This is a genomic window from Priestia sp. FSL W8-0001 (assembly GCF_038050335.1).
GTDB lineage: Bacteria > Bacillota > Bacilli > Bacillales > Bacillaceae_H > Priestia > Priestia flexa.
This window is the reverse complement of the sequence record NZ_JBBPAL010000001.1, coordinates 585,057-605,029: the sequence shown is the minus strand read 5'-3', so window position 1 is coordinate 605,029 and position 19,973 is coordinate 585,057. Positions and strand designations below refer to the sequence as shown.

The following is a 19,973-nucleotide window of genomic DNA, read 5'->3' as shown; positions in this document are numbered from 1 at the left end:
TGTATTTTCGGAATAAATACACGGCAGTTTCTATTAAACATTGAATAAATCAGTTAGAATTTTAATTTTTTCTTCTGTATAATGCTTAAACCCATCATTATATGACTTCGGATCTTTCGGATTAGCAAAACGCGTAATCACACCTGTCTTTGGATGAACAAATTTACTAGAAGCCCCGCAACCTAATCCAATAATCGTCTGTTTCTCTTCCATAATCATGATATTATAGATACTCTCTTGGCCTGGAAAAGCATAGCCCACATTTTCAAGATTACCTAAAATATTTTTTTGGCGATATAGATAGTAAGGCTTATAGCCGTTTTCTTTTGTCCACTCTGTTGCCATATCCATCATTTGGCTGATTTCATAACGATCAGCCACTTTATATTTACGCTTATTTTGCGTCATTTCAGATGCACGCTTAAAGGAAAGCGTATGAACCGTCAGCGATTCAGGCAACAGCTTCTGTGATTCTTTTAACGTATGTGAGAACTCCGTTACGCCTTCATTTGGTAACCCAATAATCAAATCCATATTAATATTGTTCATGTTCATTTCACGAGATAAATGGAATTTTTCAATCGTCTCTTCAACCGTATGATGACGCCCAATTGCTTTTAACGTCTCTTGCGTATACGACTGTGGATTGACGCTAATGCGGTCGATATTCCATTTTTGCAGCACTTTTAACTTATCAGCTGTAATGGTATCAGGGCGCCCTGCTTCCACCGTAATTTCACGAATGTTTTTCACATCAGGAAAAGATTCATACATTTCTTCATACAGCATGTCCATTTCCTCAGCAGTAATGCTTGTTGGCGTCCCTCCACCGTAATAAACAGTTGTAATTTTGATATTGTTTTCTTTTAACCATTTTCCAATTTCACGCATTTCGTAGTGAAGGCCACCCAGAAATGAATTAACCGAACCTTGACGCCCGTTAATCGCATAAGCAGGAAACGTGCAGTATGCGCACTTTGTCGGACAAAAAGGAATGCCAATATAAATGCTTACTTCACCAGATAACTCATGAAGATCAGGAACAGCGGCTAGTTGGCGATCGACGATATCCTGCATCAGCTGAATTTTATCGTCCGTAATTAAATACTGCTCTTTCAACTCCTGGTGAGCTTCTTCTTTTGTTTTTCCAGCTTGAAGCTTCATATGAAGAAGCTTTGTTGGACGAATTCCCGTTAGAACTCCCCACTTTTGTACGATATTCGTATATTCTTGGAGCACAGATAAAAAGACGCGGAGGACAACATTTTTCACTTGCTTGAACTGTTCTTTTTCAGATAAACCTACTAAGTTTGGCTTTGTTAGTTCTTCTTTATATACTTTATCATGGTCTCGAGCCTTTAAAGCAATATGTGCTGAAATCTGCTCATTGACAGTTAGTGTAAACGTAATTTGTAGGTCTTCTTCTTGATTTGAAGTAAAAGAAACATCGCTCTCTTCAAAGAATAAGTCAGAAATGAGCTGAAGCGGTCGAAGAAATCGTTCGTCTTCTAACCCTTGAACATATATTTTCACGATAATCACCTTTCAATTTTAAACATAGATAAGCTTCTATCAGTTTACAGAACATCAATGACTCGGTCAATTGCTGCTAAATTAAAAAACGAATTATGCCTTTTCTAACATGTTTAGGTTATCATAACTAGTTCGTTCCATTGCGCTAGTTCTCTAAAATTGGTTTCACAATCAACAAAAAATCCGAACTATAAAAGAGTCGTTACCTCCCAATAGTTCGGATTGATGATTGACTGAAATACTTATGTCCCAGCCTCTGTGCCTTAGTTTAGTCTCGTTCCATCAAGCTGGTTTAAGTAACCTAATCGCTGCTGTTTTCTAAACAGCTCTTTAATCATATATGCCACTCCGTTTTCATTGTTTGACCTTGTGACCCAATCGGCCAGCATTTTGAGATTTGTTGGCGAATGCCCCATAGCTACACCCATACCGGCTTGCTCAATCATTTCGATATCATCATAGCAATTGCCAATTGAAACGACATCTTCCATCGGAATGCCTAGTTGACTTGCTACATAGCGAATACCCGATGCCTTATTCGCTCCTTTTGGCGTAATGTAGCATCGATTTTCGTTGGGGTAAGAAAACCATTCAATGTCCTTCACCGCAGATGCAATGGTTTGTTCTGCATATTCCTTTTCTCTTTTATCTGCAAAATACACTTCAATTTTTGGAGTCGATACTGGCTCATCCCTTAGCGCATCTCCCAATGAGTCTACAAACTGAACAGGATAAAAAAGTGGTTCTCCTGTTTTCAACATCGTTTTAGCCACGATATTATTTGGAAGCTTGACACGATTACCAATTGAAAAGCGTTCATGTAAAATTCGAATATGACAGTTAAAGTTCTCTAACAGTTGAATAAGGTTAAACGTTTTTTCTTCGCTTAATCTTCGGTCTAATACCGGCTTATCAACGGAAGAAGCGATAAACCCTCCACTGTGCGTAATGAGCATTGTTGGATGAATTTTCAAGGACCTTGCAATCTTTCGCGCAGATGGAAAATGGCGATTTGTTACGAGCGTAACGTAGACGCCTTTATTTTTGACGAACTGAATTGCTTCTTTCGTTTCTTTTGTAATACGGCCTTGACTATTTAAAATGGTACCATCAATATTTAACGCCAGTAATCGATATGTCATTGTTAAATCCCTTCCTTCTCAGATGTCTCTCAGCTTATTACCACGTTAGAACGTTGGTATTTATTAAAAAAAAACTTGATAATTAGTTATATGAGCATATGACTATAATTAGAAGGGATTAAAATGTGATTTTATCGTACGTTATAAGAGATCGTTGATGCTTTTCTGAGCAATAGCCATGTTGGAATAACTGTTAAAACGGCCAGTACCGATATTGTACCTAGGTTAGGAGTGACCTGAAACGAGTCATTTATTGTGACAAACAGTTCAACAATCCAGTCTCTTGTAGTTGAAAATAAAAACAGCCCAAATAGAAAAGCAATGACACTTACTCCTCCAATCAAACCCGTTCGGTAAAAGACGCTTCCTAACAAAAGCCCCGCTGATAGCAAAAAGAAACAAAGAATGCAGTCAAATAGAAGTTGGTTATACCAAGTAGAATTCATAGTAGTAGCTTCAATGGTACTAAAAATCCTGACCTGTGTAGATGTAATGTCAATGACTAGACGAAATAGTGCATTTACAAAAGCTTGAATAATGGATATCCCCGCCGCTAACAGTATGTTGAATAAAAAAACGCTTGTTAAAAAACTTTTTCGCGTCATGCCCATTTTAATACAAAAAGGTAGCGACTCTTTCACCATTACAAACCCTGCAATCCCGCAGAAAATAAGGATTGGTAAGCTTGGTGATACGACCATAACAGAAGTATCAGCAGCCGTCGTAATTGTTAAAATAGCCAAGATGCTCCCAATAAAAATGCTCCAAAAGATTAAAATTGACGAGCGATGATCAAGAAATAAATAATACAGCATTGCTTTTGTATCTTTAAACATAAAGCTTTCCACTCCTGTTCTCTTCTGTGAGATAAACCATCAACTGCTGAACGTTAATACTCTCAATCGTTAATCTATGCTCACGTACTTCAGCAAGGTTATATGGTCCTCCAAACAACACTGCTGATTTTCTACCTGCGATAACAGATTGATGGATGACGTTTTGGTTTTTAATAAAAGCGTCAACTACATCTTCTTTCCCGCTAATATGAAGAGCCTTATTCATCATATTTTCTGCTGTTTCATGCAGCAACTTCTGTCCTTTTTGAATAACGACTACTTCTTCAAATAAATTGCTTACTTCATCAATTAGATGGGTAGATAGAATAATCGTTCGTGGCTTTTCTTGATATGCTTCCAAAATCAAGTCGTAAAACAAATAGCGTGCGGACGCATCTAAGCCGATGTATGGTTCATCGAAAATGGTAAGCGGTGCTTGACTAGCCAAGCCAATTGTAATACCTAAAGCAGACTCCATTCCTTTTGATAAACCTTTGGTACTCATTTTGCCATTAAGATTAAAGCGTGCTAATAAGTCATTAGCAACCTCTTGTGACCAGTTTGGATACACAAGAGATGACACCTTCAAGACATCTTTAATTTTAAGCTTTTTCTTGAAGTTGTTATTTTCACTAATAAAGCAAATATTCTTCAAAACCTCACGATTTTCAAAAGGTGATAGCCCCTCAACTTTTACCTCACCATCAGTTGGCGTTATGTGTCCTGCTAGCATTTGCATAAGCGTGGTTTTTCCTGCTCCATTTCGTCCAAGCAGACCATAGATCTTATTAGCTTCTAGACTTAAACTTAAGTCATTTAATGCTTTTTTCTCCCCAAACGTTTTTGTAACGTGTTCAACCGTAATATTCACCCTTATTCCTCCCTCTTTAATAAAGACTGTAGTTCTTCAAGTTGAATTCCTAACTTTTCAGCTTCCTGCTTTAGCGGGACAATATATTGATTAAAAAATGCTTTTTTTCGCTTTTCTAAAATAATACTCTTAGCTCCATCTGCTACAAACATCCCTACGCCCCTTTTTTTAAACAAAATCTCTTGGTCAACAAGCTGATTAACCCCTTTAGCAGCAGTGGCTGGATTAATTTGATAGTACTTGGCAAACTCATTCGTAGAAGGAACGCGATCACCTTCCTGAATGGATCCGTCCAAAATACTTGTTTCAACCTGCTCTGCAATCTGCTGGAAAATCGGCAGATCCTCTCTTAATTTAAAATCCATACGACCACCTTCTAAGTTAATTGGTTAGTTACTAATGTAACTAACTATATAACATATGTATTTATTTGTAAATAAGTTCCTGTTATTTTTTTGAAATTTTTGCATGTACATGATCAAGCCCCTATCTTCTAGCAAAAAGGTACAAAGATGAGTGCTTCTTTTCCTATAACAGAAGCTGGTGATTGAAACGAAGGATGCGTGACTCCTATGGGACTAGCGAGGCTGCTTGAGACCCCGCAGGAGCGTAGTGACGAGGAGGCTCAACGCTCGCCCCGTGGAAAGCAAGCAATCCGGAGTGAAGATCAACCTTTTTGCATGTGTTCCTTCTATACAAAAAAGCGACTAGAACTAAAATTAGTTCTAATCGCTTTGATTTTTTAAGCTATTATTCAGCGTATAACTCTTCTAATGGCTTCATGATAACTTTGTTTAGCTCACCGATTACCATGCTCATACGTTGCTCAGCTTCCATTAACTTCGCGATATTTTCATCTTGTTGAACAATCGCTACTGTTTGCTGTGCTCGTTGAACTTCTTCTTCCGTAATCTCTTGACCCGTCATTTGTTTTTGCTGTAACTCCATTTGTAATGTACGAAAGCGCTCAAATAATTGTTTTGAACCTTCGTCATTGTTTACAGCCCCATACAGGCTCTTTAGATTTGTATAATCGTCGCTTTGACGAATGGCTCTTTCTAATTCATTTGCTACATCGTACAAGTTTACAGACATATAAACGTCCTCCTAAATTTTTTTACTATAATCATCTTCCCAACTACTATAACAAATTATGGCGAGAAATTCAGCTTAAGACCTTTATTTCTCAAAATCAATCAAATAAAGTAAAAGCTCAATTAGTAAGATCGTTTTTTCTCTCTTGAAGTAAATACTTAAGCAATAAACAGAGCAATAACTCCTTGAACCACTCCAATTATCCCTCCAAGTAACGCTCCTAGATACGTAATCATCTTAAACTCACGTTTTGAAATCCCTAAAATCAATTCCTCAATGCGCTCCACTGAAAACGACTCTACCTGTTCACGAACAATATCTTCTAATTTAAGCTGGCTCATTAACGAATCAATGCGCTCTACTAAAAAATCCCCTGCTTTTTCAACGACTACCGGAACAACCTTCTGCACATACGAATGAGCAGGTGCCACAAGCTCAGAAACAGGCTTCGCAAATAAGGTATCTACCGATATAGTTCGATCAACAATACTCTGAATGCCTTCTAACATTGTTTCTCTGCCAATAAACTCTTCCGCTTCATCCACCGTCTTCTCTTGCAGCTTCTTCCACTCTTTTTCAATCAAGCTTTCAAAAAGCTCACTCGTTCCTTCATGCTTGAAAAACTTAATAATTTCTGGCTGGACCTTATCGATGACTTTTGTATTTCCAAGAAACATTTGAATCATGTTTCCAAGCATCCCTTTTTTCATTAAAAAGTCATCAATCATGCGTTCTAAGCGACGTTTTCCCTCTTCGCTTTCAAAATACTCCACCGCTTTTTCACAAATTTGCTTTGCGATAACAGGAATGACTTGATCTACCTTTTGCTTTGTTCCCTCACTTAATAAAGAAGAAAGTGACTCACCTGATTTGCTCGTCATAAACTCAATATACTTCTTTTCTACAAGCTTACGAACAGCGTTCTTTGTTTTATCTTGAGCTTCTTTAATACCAATAGCGTAAAGCACCTCGGCTAACGTTTGCTTCGTTGTAAATACCTTTTCAAGCCCGTCATTTGCCATTCGTAATAAGATTTGATGAAAGGCTGGATCTTTTAACTTTCTCTTTAAACTTTCTGGTGTTAATAAATGATCAACCACCGTTTTCCCAAGCTGAACAGCAAGTTCATCTCGCCTTTTTGGAATAAGCCCAGGAGTAAATGGAATTCTTTTCCTAAATAAATATTTGGCTTCGTATGGGTGAAACAACATTTTAATAGCCAAGTGGTTCGTAACACCACCGATGACCGCCCCAATGACGGCCATAATAATGATTGTAATAAACTGTTCCATTATTTTCTTCGACCTTTCTGTAACAAATTCTCTCACATATTCTCTTTGCAAATCATACCATATATCAGCATTCGCCTATAAAATTAAAAAATGAGGACGTATTTATGAACCCTCCATGCGTAATGATTAAAGCATCTCAGTCAAAACTGGGTAAGAATCAGATCTACATGAGTCAGGGACTTTGCCAACAACTTAGCTGCGATACTCATATTACCATCACATTCGGTCGTATGCACCAAGAAGTAAGCATTATACCATTTACAAGCTCTGATTACTCTATTATGTGTTGCAAAACCCTTTTACAAGAATGGGGGCTATTTGAAGACGAAACCGTTCTACGATTTTCTTCTCCATCTAAGGAGGAACTATTAATTGGTCCCGTTATTTGTGTCGTCACGGAAATTAAGTCATCGCTAGATCTCTTTGGAAGTATAACAACCTTCTGTAAAGAGTTTGCATCTCTTAGCGATTTGGAAAACTGCTTCTTTTATGTCAGTACACTAGATGATTTACTTAACGGAACGAAAAAAGGCTATACGCTTCAATATAATTCTTGGGTACTACAAAATGTACCTCTACCAAATGTCATTCATAACCGAATCCATAATCGAAAAACGGAGCATACGGCTAAATTTCAAGAGCTTACTACAAAAGCGATTGAAAATGAAATTCCCTTTTTTAACGCTCACTACTTAAACAAGTGGAAGGTGTTCGAACGCTTGTCTCAAACAGTGCACTTAAACACCTATTTACCCGATACGTATCAGCTCCGGTGTAAGCAAGATCTATTGGATGCACTATCATCTTACCAAACCATTTTTCTAAAACCCATACACGGTAGCCAAGGTAAACATATTTTTAAAATCGCGCACGTCAATGAGCAATATCACCTTGATTATACTACGATTGGACACGAGTATAAAAAAGAATACGATTCTGCACACGACATATTTGAAACTTTATTTCACACGTTAAAAAAACAAGGGTTTATTATCCAAGAAGGAATCGACCTTCAAACATATAAGGGGTGCCCCTTTGACTTTCGTATCCTTTGTCACAAACACTCCCACTCCAAATGGAAAGTAACATCGGTTATAACGCGAGTTTCTCAAAGAGGTTGTTTTGTTTCAAATGTTGCACGTGGAGGAGAAATCTATTCACCCAAACATATACTCACTTCGTTATACGATGAGCATACTGCTAAACATATCATCGCTTTATTAAAAGAGATTGCGCTTGAAATTTGTATTAATTTACCATATCAAGACGAAATTTATGCGGAGTTTGGCATTGACTTAGCTATTGATGCCAACGGGCAGCCTTGGATTATTGAAGTGAATACAAAACCTTCTAAACAAAGTGACGAAGCTTCTCAAACGATTCGTCCATCCACTAAAGCCCTTATGAATTATTGCCTTACCATTACACGTTTTCATTAAGATGAGGAGGTCTTTCTTATGATTTCATTAGGTTTTATTACCATTCATCCCGAACAGGAAGTAGAATATGCAACCAATCTTGCAAAATACGCAGCTGCGTACAATATTGAATTTTATCGATTTACTCCCTTTCAACTTCAGCCGGTATCGCAGAAAATAACAGGATATAAATATAATTCAGAAATAAATGAGTGGCAGTACGATACATTCTCTCTTCCTATGTTTATTTATGATCGATGCTTTTATCGCGGTGATTCCCTCTCTAAAAAAGCTATACCCATTGTCAACTGGCTGAAACAAAATCCAACGATTACGTTCCTTGGATATGGTCTACCAAATAAATGGGATGTTTACACAGAGCTCATAAAAGATGATGACCTGTCTCCTTATCTTCCTTCGACAACTAAAATCACGGCTGAAGAGCAGATAACGCAGCTGTTACGCTTACATGACGCTCTTATTCTAAAACCGATTGCAGGTGCACAAGGAAAAGGAATTGTTAAGCTTGTTCAACGCTTTCGAATCATTGAAGCATCTTTTCATTCCAAAAAAGGTCTTCAAACAAAGCAGTTCACACAGCTAGCGGATTTTCATGCTTGGCTATTTAACATCATGCAAAATGCAACTTATCTCGCTCAGCCTTTCATTCCACTATTATCACTTCAGTACTCTCCTCTTGATGTTCGCGTTTTATTGCAAAAAGATGCAAGCGGAGATTGGAATGAGATTGGAAGAGGCGTTCGAAAAGGAAAAGAAGACTCATTTATTACAAATATTAGCCACGGGGCTTCTATTTCACCATTTGAAGAGTTAATGAAGCGACTTCCACCTCATAAAGCTACATTTATCACAGATGAAATTAGCAGCTTATGTGAACGAATACCGCTTGTGCTAGAAGCTCAGCTCCCTTCTCTTTTTGAACTTGGCTTAGATATTTGTATCTCTAGAGACTATAGCATTTGGCTTCTTGATTTAAATTCAAAGCCTGGAAGAAAAACAATCATTGAAACAACTCCAGAATCTACTGAAAAGATGTATGAAAATGTGATGGCCTACTGCTCATATTTGGCTACTTTACCTTCATCTCAACATAAGGAGTAGAACAATGACGAACTTACTTTTTCAATTAAAAGTGTTACCAGAACAAGAGGATGTACTCTATGTACCATCCTCTCTTTATCATCATCAACTAAACACTATTTATTTCGGTACGTTTTCTTCTATTTGTCAGGTTTACGAAGACCCTGAAGCGGTGAATGAAATCAAAATCTCACAAAACCTGTTGGACTTATTACACCTTCCTATCCATAATGATGTTCACATCTATACCGATGAACATAGCATCTATATCGGTCCTTTAATCGGCATACTATCAGCAGGATTTACCGGTTCGTTATTACGCCCAATCGGCAAACGATCTTTATTGTTTGCAAAGCTCTTGTCAACTGCTTCCATTACGGGAGGAATTCCATTTTTATTTGGCATTCATCATATTCAATGGGATTCTGGCACAATCTTAGGTTATTTTTATACATCAAACGGCTGGGAACAACGTGAAGTTCCTCTTCCAAACGTAATTTACAATCGATTACCGAATCGAAAAACAGAAAGCCTTGATGCCTTTCAAACGATTAAAGAAAAATTAGCCGATGAATATCAAATTCCACTCTTTAATCCTAACTTCTTTAACAAATGGACGGTCCACACCCTGCTACAGAAAGATGCGGCGGTAAGAAATTTCTTACCTTATACAATTGATGCACCTAGCCTCGAGCAGCTGTCTGAGATGTTAGAACAGTACGAATCAGTCTATTTAAAGCCAAAAAACGGTAGTCTCGGACGTGGTATTTATACACTTTCTTATTGTTCTACTCAGCACGTTTATCAAATTTGTTTTAAAGAAGAGAAACTCATAAAAAAAACACATGCTTCGTTAGCTGTCTTAGTCGATGAAATATTTAAAACAAACGAGCGCGACCACTACATTGCACAGCAAGCAATCCCACTATTTAAAAAGGATAACCGAATTGTTGATTTTCGCGTCCATACGAATAAAAATTTACACAATGAATGGGAACTATCTGCCATTGCAGCAAAAATTAGCGGTGGCGAAACGGTCACGACGCACATGACAAACGGTGGGGAAATTGAATCCTTACAGCGGGTTTTTACGAATCCAGAAACACGAAAGAAAACAGAAAAGCTATTAGAAAGTACGGCTCTTCTCATCAGCTTAGCATTAGATCACCAGGTAGAAGGCCTTATTGGTGAAATCGGATTCGACTTCGGCGTTGATACGAGAGGAAACGTGTGGATGTTTGAAGCTAACTCAAAACCAGGTCGTTCTATCTTCTTACACCCATCTCTACGAAAAGAAGATCAATATACAAGAAAGCTGTCGTTAGAATATGCCATTTTCTTGTCAAAGCAAGCCATTTTATCCCTTGAGGCTTCATATCCATGATTACTGTTTCTTACAGTAAAACAGACGACACTTGGTATCATCAAGAAGCACATTCCTCCTACGTATGGGGTTCACAAAACATCGAGCTTCCTGTTAAGCTTGAACCTACTGAGGCTTCCGTTTGCTTGCGAACTAGAGGAAATAAAGCAGGTCCCATAATTGGGATTGTTACGAGCAGCGCTGTTTTAAACAGCTTGAACCAGAAGCAACACCTCTACTTCAAGGAAATCCATCGAGCGCTGCAGACAACCGGAGGAATCCTTGTTTTATTTTCTCCTGAACAGTTCTATGAGCGCTACGTATATGGTGTTTATTTTGAGGAGATAAGCGGTGAATGGCGACAAGCCACGCTTCCTCTTCCTGATTTTATCTACAATCGCTTTCCCAATCGCTATACCGAACGTGAAAAACTTAAAGAATTAATGTCTCAAAGCGAGCATCTTCATATTCCTTTTTTTAACACCAGCTTTTTTTCAAAATGGGAAACGTATGAGCTATTATCAAAAAACACCGTTACACAAAAGCACCTCCCTGATACTCGGCTACTTTTATCGATTGAAGATGTACGTATTATGCTTAAAAAACATCAAAAAGTTTACTTAAAACCAATTCATGGTAGCAAAGGGAGAGGAATTTTCACCTTAACAACTCTTCAAGATGGAAGCATTCACTATGAAAGCTCTCGTCAAAAAAAGATTTATTCTTCCCTTGAACATGTGCCTCTCCCTACTCGTTCTTACATTGTCCAAGAAACAATTGAAACCGATACCCTTCAAGACATGCGCTATGACCTTCGCATACTAGCTAATCGCTTTAAGAAGCGATATATCATCAGTGGAATCGGAGTTAGACAAAGCGAGCGTCAGAGTGTAACAACTCACACATTAAATGGAGGAATTCTTAGATCTATTGAGGAGCTACCTTTTGATATAGACACTTCTTTTTTAACATCTCTAATAGATGCATGCGGTCAGCAGCTTCATCAGCATTTTCAATTTGTTGGAGAATTTTCGCTTGATATCGGAAGAACAAAAACCGGTGATTATTATATCTTTGAAATCAACGCAAAGCCGATGATTTTTGATGAACCTCACATTCGATCCATTGGAATTAAGCATCTGATAAGGTTATTCTATAAATTAACGAATTTTTAAAATAGTTGCTTTCCATTTCCTCTTCTCATGATAAGCTTATTAAAAAGCAGTGAAAATGAGAAAGGGGATTTTTTATGATTACACACTTTCGAATCAAGCCTTTGTATCAGCAAAAAGAAATGCCAGGATGGTTTATCTCCTTTTATATAAGCGGTACTTACTACGAAGCGAACTATCTAAAAACAGGAGAAATTCAGTTTAAACATCAACTCTCTCCCGCTATCAATCAAGAGGAAGTTACTTCCCTTATTCATGAACTAATGTTATTTCATGTCTATCAAGACTAGTTAAAAGTACAGAGCAGAAAGGAGTTTCATGATGGAGCAACTAAAAAGCATCTTTGGCAATAAACTACTATATTCAGATGTTCCCTACCACTTTCACCAATATAAATGGTTTCGAAGCGATGGATATCATTTTATTGGAATTGAACAAGACGCACTTTCTGAGAAGGAACTTGCTCTACTCTCAGCGTTTCTTATTCCTTACGAAGCAATGACCACCACGCTGTCAGCAGAACAATCATATTGGTATCAGCTACTATTCGAAGACAAGCCTGCGGTGATAGATGAGCTGGATAAATTCAAGCTTATTCGCTTTACTTACTTTTCAATTAAACGTTTGTTTGAACAGCACACAGAGTTTGAAGATGCCCTTTCATCCATGTATGCAACGCCCATTACCATCTTATGGGACAACTTACAAAGCGGAGTAATTATTGAAAAAGTAGCGGACTCATCAGAATTAACAAGAGATTTACAGGACAGCGTAACAATTTTATCACATGACTTTGAAAGTGATATGCAGTTTTTTGAAGGACAGCTGCACTCTTTTCCTTTCTCACCCTCTCGTGCTTTTCACATGGAGAAAAGCTGGTTTGAACAAGTTCAAAAAGTGTTTGAAAAAGAAAAGGTGATCAAGCTTTCAACGACGCTCCCCTATTGGTTGATTAAAGAGATGTCTCCCGCTGCCAAGGAACAAATGAATACCATTTTATCGTTAATAAAAGATGATGAAACTTTGCTTAACACTGTTAAATGTTATTTAGAGTGCAACCTGAATGTATCACTTGCTGCAAAGAAGCTATACATGCACCGGAACAGCTTGCAGTATCGCATTGATAAGTTTATTGACCGAACGGATTTAGATATTAAAAACTTTCAAGGGGCCGTTTCAGCTTACCTTGCTATCTTAGCAGCTGAGTCTCTAAATCAATAAAATGAAAAGGTTTTCGTAAACATGCACGAAAACCTTTTCATTTTTTTGTGCACATCTTCCATTTACCAGTTTTTCTATTCATCGTACACTATTCATACAGAAAGCGGTTTCATAATAACAAGGGCACATATTCAAGGGGGAGAATGAGAAATGGCTGAATTAAAATTAGAGCATATTTATAAAATTTATGATAAAAACGTAACGGCTGTAAAAGATTTTAATCTTCATATTGAAGACAAAGAGTTTATCGTATTTGTTGGGCCATCTGGCTGCGGTAAATCAACAACTCTACGTATGGTAGCAGGTTTAGAAGAAATTTCACAAGGTGATTTCTATATTGATGATAAGCGCGTGAACGACGTTGCTCCAAAAGACCGCGATATTGCGATGGTATTCCAAAACTACGCATTATATCCTCATATGACTGTATATGACAACATGGCGTTTGGATTAAAGCTTCGTAAACTTCCAAAAGATGAAATTGACCGTCGTGTAAAAGATGCTGCGCGCATTCTTGGGTTAGAACAATACCTAGATCGTAAGCCAAAAGCTTTATCAGGAGGTCAGCGTCAGCGTGTAGCATTAGGACGTGCAATCGTTCGTGATGCAAAAGTATTTTTAATGGATGAGCCGCTATCAAACTTAGATGCAAAACTTCGCGTGCAAATGCGCTCTGAAATTGCTAAGTTGCACCAACGCTTAGGTACAACAACAATTTACGTTACGCATGATCAAACGGAAGCAATGACAATGGCTAGTCGCTTAGTTGTTATGAAAGACGGTATTATCCAACAGGTCGGAACGCCTAAAGAGGTATATGAAAAGCCAGAAAACGTATTCGTAGGCGGATTTATTGGTTCACCTGCAATGAACTTCCTAAAAGGAAACTTATCAGATGGTAAAATTACGGTAGGCGATTCTGTTCTGGCAGTTCCAGAAGGAAAAATGAAAGTATTACGTGACCAAGGTTATGTAAATAAAGAAGTTATCCTAGGTATTCGTCCTGAAGATTTCCATGACGAGCCTGTCTTCATTGAAGCTTCAGCTGGCACAAAAGTAACCGTTAATGTTGATGTGTCGGAGCTAATGGGAGCTGAAACAATGGTTTATGCTAAAATTGGCGAACAAGACTTCGTCGCTCGCGTAGACGCTCGTTCTGAAGTAAAAGCCCAGCAAAAGCTTACTTTAGCATTAGACTTAAATAAAGCTCACTTCTTTGACGCGGAAACAGAAAGCCGCATTCGTGCAGAAAAAGAATAAGAATAAAAAAGAGAAGAGGAAAAACTCTTCTCTTTTTTATTCTTTAATGAACTTAATCTCTTCGTGCTGACATCTCTGACAATAGAAAAAATGTGTGCACATATGCTGCACGTAATCATTTGAAATGCCATTTTCAAGCTTTAATTCATCAATTTCCATATACGCGCTGTAATCATCGAAATAGTCGCTAACCTTTCCCATATCGCTTAACTCATAGCCACATACCTTACAATATTCAGATAAAGTGGACAGCCCATTGCAAAGCTCACATATATGCATCATTTCCTTACCCCTTCTTCACTTCGATAAGATATACATAATATGTGCAACTCCATTATTTCTACTCTACTGATTTTCCTTTAATTTACCAATAATTACTAATATTTTCTGATGTATAAACTTTTGAATGCTTTATCATACTACTAGTAACAACAAAGCAAACATCTACTACTGGGCTACGCCTAGGTAGGCAGATAAGTTTCTTGCTAAACTTATCCACGCTGGTTCAATTCCAGCTAGCTCAACCATACTACTATTATTTTATCTAACGAGGAGATGAATAAACATGGCAAACTACCAAAAAGCATCAAACAGCAATTCATCAAACAAGTTAGTAGCACCTGGAGCTCAAGCTGCTATCGATCAAATGAAATTCGAAATCGCAAGTGAATTTGGCGTAAACTTAGGGCCAGACACAACAGCTCGTGCAAACGGATCTGTTGGTGGCGAAATCACTAAGCGCTTAGTACAATTAGCTGAGCAACAATTAGGTGGCGGCAAGTACTAATATTTACACAATTTTATAACATGGCTAGAGCACCTCAACAGCTGTTGAGGTGCTCTTTATTTTCACGACAGTAAGATACCGTCTTTAGTCTGCTACTTCCATTTCGCTTTCGTTGTTTAACATTGACTGAATTTGAACGTTGACTTTACGAATCCGACGATTTTCAACCTCTTTAATTGTAAACGTTACGCCTTCATAACTAAAGAAATCTCCTGCAACAGGAACTCGTTCAAATTGTTCGAAAATCCAGCCGCCAAGCGTATGGTAAGAACTTTCTGGTGCCGGTACCTCAACATACTTTAAGAAATCATCAAGCGGAATTTCTGTATTAAATTCAAATTCTGTTTCACTAATTTGATCAACATAGCGAACAGCTTCATCATGTTCATCCCAAATTTCGCCTACTATTTCTTCTAAAATATCTTCAAGCGTCACTAGACCGGAAGTGCCACCAAATTCATCTACAACGATTGCCATATGTACTTTGTTCTTCTGCAATTCAGGTAGTAAAACAGAAATCTTCATTGATTCGACTACAAACATTGGCTCACGTACTAATTCACGAAGATTTACTTCTTTTTCTTGAACTAAGTATGTTAAAAAATCGCGCTCTGATAAAATCCCAATAATATTGTCAATATTGTCCTCATAAACTGGAATTCGCGAATATCGTTCTTCTAAAAAGATTTCTTTTATTTCATCAATCGGCTGATTGACCTCTATCGCTACCATATCGATTCTTGGTTTAAGAATTTGTCCAACAACAATTTCATTAAACTCTAACGAACGATGAACAAGCTCTTTTTCTTGATTATCAATAACGCCTTCTTCTTCACTTAAATCAACCATTACTTTAATTTCTTCTTCAGTAACCGAAGGGCTATATTCTTTACCTGTAAATAGCTTTGACACACCAGACTTCAGCAAAACAAAGAGATAAGAGATTGGTGTTAGTACTTTGATTAAAAAGTATAAAATACCGGATATCATCAATGTGAAGCTTTCCGCATGCTCTTTTGCTAATGATTTAGGTAATACTTCACCAAAGATTAAAATTAAAATGATCATAACTACTGTACTGATGACAAGCGCTGAATTACCGCCGAATAAATCAATTGCTACTTTCGCCGAAATAGACGATGCAGCAATATTTACAATGTTGTTTCCAATTAAAATGGTGGATAACGCTTGGTCAAAGTTTTCAGTAATCAACAGCGCTTTTTTGCTTCCTCGTCTTTTTTCATCAGCATAGTTTTTCAGACGTATTTTATTTACGCTCGAAAAAGCTGTCTCAGCAGATGAAAAGAAAGCTGATAATAAGATAAGAACTGCCAACAAAATAATTTGACTCAGGGGTAGGTCTACCAAAGGTCATTCACTCTCCTAAAAAAATAATAAAATTTTATACTACATAATTGCGTTTACCTTTTAGTGCAAAATAGTACAAATATATCATATCAGAAACCTTCTTATTTGAAAATGAATGTCAACTGCTATTACAAACCATTTTTCATTTGGTTATTTCTAGAAACTATTTTATTATATTCTATGAAAAAAGATTCATGCCCTTCGTATATTTACATAAAGGAGAGATGAGATATGAACATTGCTTTATTAGGCACAACAGGCCGCGTTGGCCAACAGCTTCTTGAACTATTATTGGAAAACAATCACAAAGTAAAAGCTTTGGTTCGGAACATACAGCGCCTATCTATTTCACATGCTAACCTCACAGTCATTGAAGGAGACGCTCGTGAAGAAAAAGTGCTGGATTGCTTATTTCACGGGCAAGACGTTGTCATTAGTACACTTGGTACAGACGGAGCTAACGTTATTTCAGAAAGCATGCCTGTTATTGTGAAAGCAATGAATAATCAAGGTATTGAACGAATTATTACTGTCGGCACAGCAGGGATTTTACAAACACGAACGGAACCTTCACTATACAGATTTCAGTCTAGTGAATCAAAGCGTAAGCTTACAAGAGCTGCTGAAGATCACCTAAAAGGGTTTCTGACCTTGAAAGAGAGTAACCTTCTTTGGACGATTGTATGCCCTACTTACTTACCTGATGGACATATTACAGAGCGCTACCGCGTTGAAAAAAACGTCCTTCCCTTAGATGAAAAAAAAATATCCACAGGTGACACCGCTCATTTTATTTATAAAGAACTGTTAGATCCTCAATTTATCCGTTGCCGAGTGGGTCTGAGTGAATAGTAAACAGCATCTCAAAAGTAGAGATGCTGCTTTTTGCTGTCATGTTGTTTTACGTAAGCTTGCGATAAGCCCAATGGTTTGTAGGTCCATGCCCGCTTCCAATTTGTAACGTGTCCTTAATCGCAGCATGAACAAAATCTGAAGCAAGCTGAACGGATTCTAGAAGAGTTGTCCCTTTAGCTAACTCGGCTGCTATACAAGCAGCAAACGTACAACCTGTTCCATGCGTATGCTTCGTATCTACACGCTTATGAACAATTTCATGAAAGAACTGACCGTCGTACACTAAGTCAACCATCTCCTCTTGTGATTTGTCATGTCCCCCTTTTATCACCACATTTTTCACTCCAAGGCTATGAAGACTTTTGGCTGCTTCTTTGCGCTGTTCCATTGTTGTAATTTCATATCCCGTCATAATTTCTGCTTCAGGAATATTAGGCGTCACGACTTCAGATAATGGTAACAGTACATCATTTAGCGCAGCAATAGCTTCTTGCTGAAGTAGTGATTGTCCCCCTTTTGCAATCATAACCGGATCCACTACTACATTTTTCAGTTCATACTTACGTAGCTTATCCGCAACAATACGAATAATATCAGAGCTAAAAATCATGCCAGTCTTAATAGCATCCGGACGCAAATCAGTAACAACTGAATCAATTTGCGTGGCAATTGCTTCTTCAGTTAACGGATACACACCTTGAACACCTAAAGTGTTTTGAGCCGTTACTGCTGTGATAGCGGACATTCCAAATACCTTACGCTCTTGAAATGTTTTTAAGTCTGCTTGAATTCCGGCTCCTCCTCCGCTATCAGAGCCAGCGATTGTCAATGCTTTTGCTACACTCATAAAAATCTTCCTTTCGTCATTTACCCGATATAACGGTGATAAAGATTCTTTGCTTCTACTGTATCTTTTGTGCCGTGTACAAAGATTCTTCCATCTTGAAACACAACAAGGCGATAATCATCAATTGCTACGGACAAAAGATACGGATTTCGGTCCACTCGGTACCCTTTACCTTTTAAATGCTGTTCTAACTCCACTATGTTAGGTGCTTTTGTTGCCTTTGCAGGGCGAATTTGTACAGTATCACGTCCGCATAGTACCGCTGTTTTTAACTGGTTTTCAAATTGAAGCGCAGGAAAAACTGGGTGTTGACCACACGATGAACATTCATCCGATTTTAGAGCATGAACATTTATGGTACGGTATTCATTTCTCCAAACGTCAAATGATACTAGCTGTGACCGTAGCGCCTCATGATCTTCTACAAGAATCTTTAGTGCCTCCGTGACTTGATGTGAAACAACCATTTGGACAGCAGGGCTAATAATCCCTACCGTATCGCACGTAACTCCACCTAAAGGTACTGATTCCAGCAAACATGCTAAGCATGGGGTTTCTCTAGGAACAATCGTATAGCTAATTCCATAGCTCCCCACACATGCTCCATAAATCCAGGGAATTCGGTGTTTTTGTGATAAGTCATTTATCACAAGCCGTGTATCAAAGTTATCCGTAGCATCGATTATTAAATCCACGTTTACCAACAGCTGTTCAATAAATTGAGGAGTCCCGTCCGCTACGTGCGCTTCAATATCAACATCTCCGTTAATTTCGACGAGCCTTTCCGAAGCAGCTACTGCTTTTGGAATACGATTAGCTGCATCCCTCTCGCTATAAAGCTGCTGACGCTGCAAATTACTCCACTCCACATAATCTCGGTCAATTATTGTTAACTTTCCAACTCCGGCTCGAACAAGCGCTTCCGCATTTCCTGTCCCTAACGCACCTGCTCCAATTAATAAGACATGCTTTTGTGATAACTTTTTCTGTCCTTCTTTACCTATTGGAGAAAAGAGCTCTTGACGTGAATAGCGCGCTGTCACCCGATGCTCATCCCTTCTGTTGGGCTACTGGCTACCGCATATTCTTTAAATGGAATGCGACCAGCTAAGTAAGCATCACGCCCCGCTTCGATTGCAAGCTTCATCGCGCGAGCCATTTTTACAGGATCTTTTGCACCTGATACAGCCGTGTTTAGTAGAACACCATCTGCACCTAACTCCATTGCTTTGGCAGCATCAGAAGCTGTACCGATACCCGCATCTACAATCACAGGCACATTAGATTGCTCAATAATAAACTGCAGGTTCAGCGGGTTAATAATTCCTTGTCCTGATCCAATTGGAGAAGCTCCAGGCATAATAGCATGAACGCCTAATTCCTCGAGTCTTCTAGCAAGTACAACATCATCAGACGTATACGTTAACACTGTAAATCCTTCTTTTAGCAATTCTTCACTTGCTTTTAATGTTTCAATTGGGTCTGGCAATAGCGTTTTATCACAGCCAATTACTTCAACCTTGACCATATCACACAGCCCAGATGCTTTTGCCAACTTTGCAATCCGAACAGCTTCTTCAGCATTTTTGGCTCCAGCTGTATTTGGTAAGAGCGTAAATCTTTTAACATCAAGAGCTTCAAGTAAGTTAGGCTGAGACTGATCAAAAATATCCATTCTTCTCACTGCAAATGTTAAAATTTCTGTTTCTGATTCTTCCACTGCTTGACGCTGCGTTGTGTAATCTGGAAACTTCCCTGTACCTAAAAGCAAACGAGATGCAAATTCATATTTTCCTATTTTCAACATAACTT

General features: G+C 38.1%; 21 protein-coding genes and 1 tRNA gene. 10 read left to right on the top strand and 12 right to left on the bottom strand.

The genetic code is table 11. The annotated features are described in order from the left end of the window. Window positions 1–33 precede the first annotated feature (33 nt). From MKZ18_RS03235 to MKZ18_RS03205, 7 genes are all read right to left on the bottom strand, one after another. The gene (locus tag MKZ18_RS03235; RefSeq protein WP_061784688.1) at window positions 34–1,533 is read right to left on the bottom strand and encodes a coproporphyrinogen III oxidase; all 1,500 of its coding nucleotides are present in this window, start codon (window positions 1,531–1,533) and stop codon (window positions 34–36) included. A gap of 263 nt (window positions 1,534–1,796) precedes the next feature. Beyond that, window positions 1,797–2,675: a Cof-type HAD-IIB family hydrolase gene (locus MKZ18_RS03230; protein ID WP_025907798.1), complete on the bottom strand. Its 879-nt coding sequence runs from the start codon at window positions 2,673–2,675 to the stop codon at window positions 1,797–1,799. 131 nt (window positions 2,676–2,806) lie between these two features. Next, window positions 2,807–3,511, bottom strand: a complete 705-nt coding sequence (locus tag MKZ18_RS03225) for a hypothetical protein (RefSeq protein WP_061784689.1) — start codon at window positions 3,509–3,511, stop codon at window positions 2,807–2,809. Next, on the bottom strand, window positions 3,504–4,382 hold the full coding sequence (locus MKZ18_RS03220) for an ABC transporter ATP-binding protein (protein WP_061784690.1): 879 nt from the start codon (window positions 4,380–4,382) through the stop codon (window positions 3,504–3,506). The genes MKZ18_RS03225 and MKZ18_RS03220 overlap by 8 nt, the downstream gene beginning before the upstream one ends. A 2-nt stretch (window positions 4,383–4,384) precedes the next feature. After that, window positions 4,385–4,747: a GntR family transcriptional regulator gene (locus tag MKZ18_RS03215; RefSeq protein ID WP_025907801.1), complete on the bottom strand. Its 363-nt coding sequence runs from the start codon at window positions 4,745–4,747 to the stop codon at window positions 4,385–4,387. A gap of 385 nt (window positions 4,748–5,132) precedes the next feature. Continuing rightward, window positions 5,133–5,477 (bottom strand): YlbF family regulator, encoded by a 345-nt coding sequence (locus MKZ18_RS03210; protein ID WP_025907802.1) that lies wholly within the window; start codon window positions 5,475–5,477, stop codon window positions 5,133–5,135. A gap of 158 nt (window positions 5,478–5,635) precedes the next feature. Further along, window positions 5,636–6,769, bottom strand: a complete 1,134-nt coding sequence (locus tag MKZ18_RS03205) for a DUF445 domain-containing protein (RefSeq protein ID WP_061784691.1) — start codon at window positions 6,767–6,769, stop codon at window positions 5,636–5,638. Between the two features lie 104 nt (window positions 6,770–6,873). Here MKZ18_RS03205 and MKZ18_RS03200 point away from each other — a divergent pair, with 104 nt between their 5' ends. The 7 genes from MKZ18_RS03200 to MKZ18_RS03170 all read left to right on the top strand — a co-directional run bounded on the left by MKZ18_RS03200 (window position 6,874) and on the right by MKZ18_RS03170 (window position 14,304). Next, window positions 6,874–8,208: a YheC/YheD family endospore coat-associated protein gene (locus MKZ18_RS03200; protein ID WP_061784692.1), complete on the top strand. Its 1,335-nt coding sequence runs from the start codon at window positions 6,874–6,876 to the stop codon at window positions 8,206–8,208. Window positions 8,209–8,226: 18 nt separating this feature from the next. After that, window positions 8,227–9,309: a YheC/YheD family endospore coat-associated protein gene (locus MKZ18_RS03195; RefSeq protein ID WP_025907805.1), complete on the top strand. Its 1,083-nt coding sequence runs from the start codon at window positions 8,227–8,229 to the stop codon at window positions 9,307–9,309. Window positions 9,310–9,313: 4 nt separating this feature from the next. Beyond that, window positions 9,314–10,672 carry a YheC/YheD family endospore coat-associated protein gene (locus tag MKZ18_RS03190; RefSeq protein ID WP_025907806.1) on the top strand — a complete coding sequence of 453 codons (1,359 nt, stop codon included), beginning with the start codon at window positions 9,314–9,316 and terminating at the stop codon, window positions 10,670–10,672. Continuing rightward, window positions 10,669–11,826 carry a YheC/YheD family endospore coat-associated protein gene (locus MKZ18_RS03185; protein ID WP_061784693.1) on the top strand — a complete coding sequence of 386 codons (1,158 nt, stop codon included), beginning with the start codon at window positions 10,669–10,671 and terminating at the stop codon, window positions 11,824–11,826. The genes MKZ18_RS03190 and MKZ18_RS03185 overlap by 4 nt, the downstream gene beginning before the upstream one ends. Before the next feature lie 74 nt (window positions 11,827–11,900). Further along, window positions 11,901–12,113, top strand: coding sequence for a DUF5342 family protein (locus MKZ18_RS03180; RefSeq protein ID WP_025907807.1), 213 nt, complete (start codon window positions 11,901–11,903; stop codon window positions 12,111–12,113). 28 nt (window positions 12,114–12,141) lie between these two features. Further along, window positions 12,142–13,044: a PucR family transcriptional regulator gene (locus tag MKZ18_RS03175; RefSeq protein WP_260864956.1), complete on the top strand. Its 903-nt coding sequence runs from the start codon at window positions 12,142–12,144 to the stop codon at window positions 13,042–13,044. A gap of 150 nt (window positions 13,045–13,194) precedes the next feature. Then, window positions 13,195–14,304 (top strand): ABC transporter ATP-binding protein, encoded by a 1,110-nt coding sequence (locus MKZ18_RS03170; protein ID WP_025907809.1) that lies wholly within the window; start codon window positions 13,195–13,197, stop codon window positions 14,302–14,304. 36 nt (window positions 14,305–14,340) lie between these two features. On the opposite strand, the gene MKZ18_RS03165 is transcribed toward MKZ18_RS03170, so the two are convergent. Beyond that, window positions 14,341–14,583 (bottom strand): hypothetical protein, encoded by a 243-nt coding sequence (locus MKZ18_RS03165; protein WP_025907810.1) that lies wholly within the window; start codon window positions 14,581–14,583, stop codon window positions 14,341–14,343. A 172-nt stretch (window positions 14,584–14,755) separates the two neighbouring features. Here MKZ18_RS03165 and MKZ18_RS03160 point away from each other — a divergent pair. After that, window positions 14,756–14,831 (top strand) — tRNA-OTHER (locus MKZ18_RS03160). Between the two features lie 38 nt (window positions 14,832–14,869). Then, window positions 14,870–15,091, top strand: a complete 222-nt coding sequence (locus MKZ18_RS03155; protein ID WP_025907811.1) for an alpha/beta-type small acid-soluble spore protein — start codon at window positions 14,870–14,872, stop codon at window positions 15,089–15,091. Between the two features lie 84 nt (window positions 15,092–15,175). Here MKZ18_RS03155 and MKZ18_RS03150 read toward each other — a convergent pair whose 3' ends face one another. Beyond that, complete coding sequence (locus tag MKZ18_RS03150) at window positions 15,176–16,459, bottom strand: hemolysin family protein (RefSeq protein WP_340842937.1); 1,284 nt, start codon at window positions 16,457–16,459, stop codon at window positions 15,176–15,178. A 231-nt stretch (window positions 16,460–16,690) separates the two neighbouring features. Here MKZ18_RS03150 and MKZ18_RS03145 point away from each other — a divergent pair, with 231 nt between their 5' ends. Then, on the top strand, window positions 16,691–17,311 hold the full coding sequence (locus MKZ18_RS03145) for an NAD(P)-dependent oxidoreductase (protein WP_025907813.1): 621 nt from the start codon (window positions 16,691–16,693) through the stop codon (window positions 17,309–17,311). Window positions 17,312–17,360: 49 nt separating this feature from the next. Here the strand turns inward: MKZ18_RS03145 and thiD are convergent, their stop codons facing one another. The 3 genes from thiD to MKZ18_RS03130 are packed head-to-tail and all read right to left on the bottom strand — an operon-like array spanning window position 17,361 to window position 19,968. Next, on the bottom strand, window positions 17,361–18,161 hold the full coding sequence (thiD, locus tag MKZ18_RS03140; RefSeq protein WP_061784695.1) for a bifunctional hydroxymethylpyrimidine kinase/phosphomethylpyrimidine kinase: 801 nt from the start codon (window positions 18,159–18,161) through the stop codon (window positions 17,361–17,363). 20 nt (window positions 18,162–18,181) lie between these two features. Beyond that, window positions 18,182–19,204 (bottom strand): thiazole biosynthesis adenylyltransferase ThiF, encoded by a 1,023-nt coding sequence (locus MKZ18_RS03135; RefSeq protein ID WP_061784696.1) that lies wholly within the window; start codon window positions 19,202–19,204, stop codon window positions 18,182–18,184. Next, window positions 19,201–19,968, bottom strand: coding sequence for a thiazole synthase (locus tag MKZ18_RS03130; protein ID WP_025907816.1), 768 nt, complete (start codon window positions 19,966–19,968; stop codon window positions 19,201–19,203). The genes MKZ18_RS03135 and MKZ18_RS03130 overlap by 4 nt, the downstream gene beginning before the upstream one ends. Window positions 19,969–19,973 lie beyond the last annotated feature (5 nt).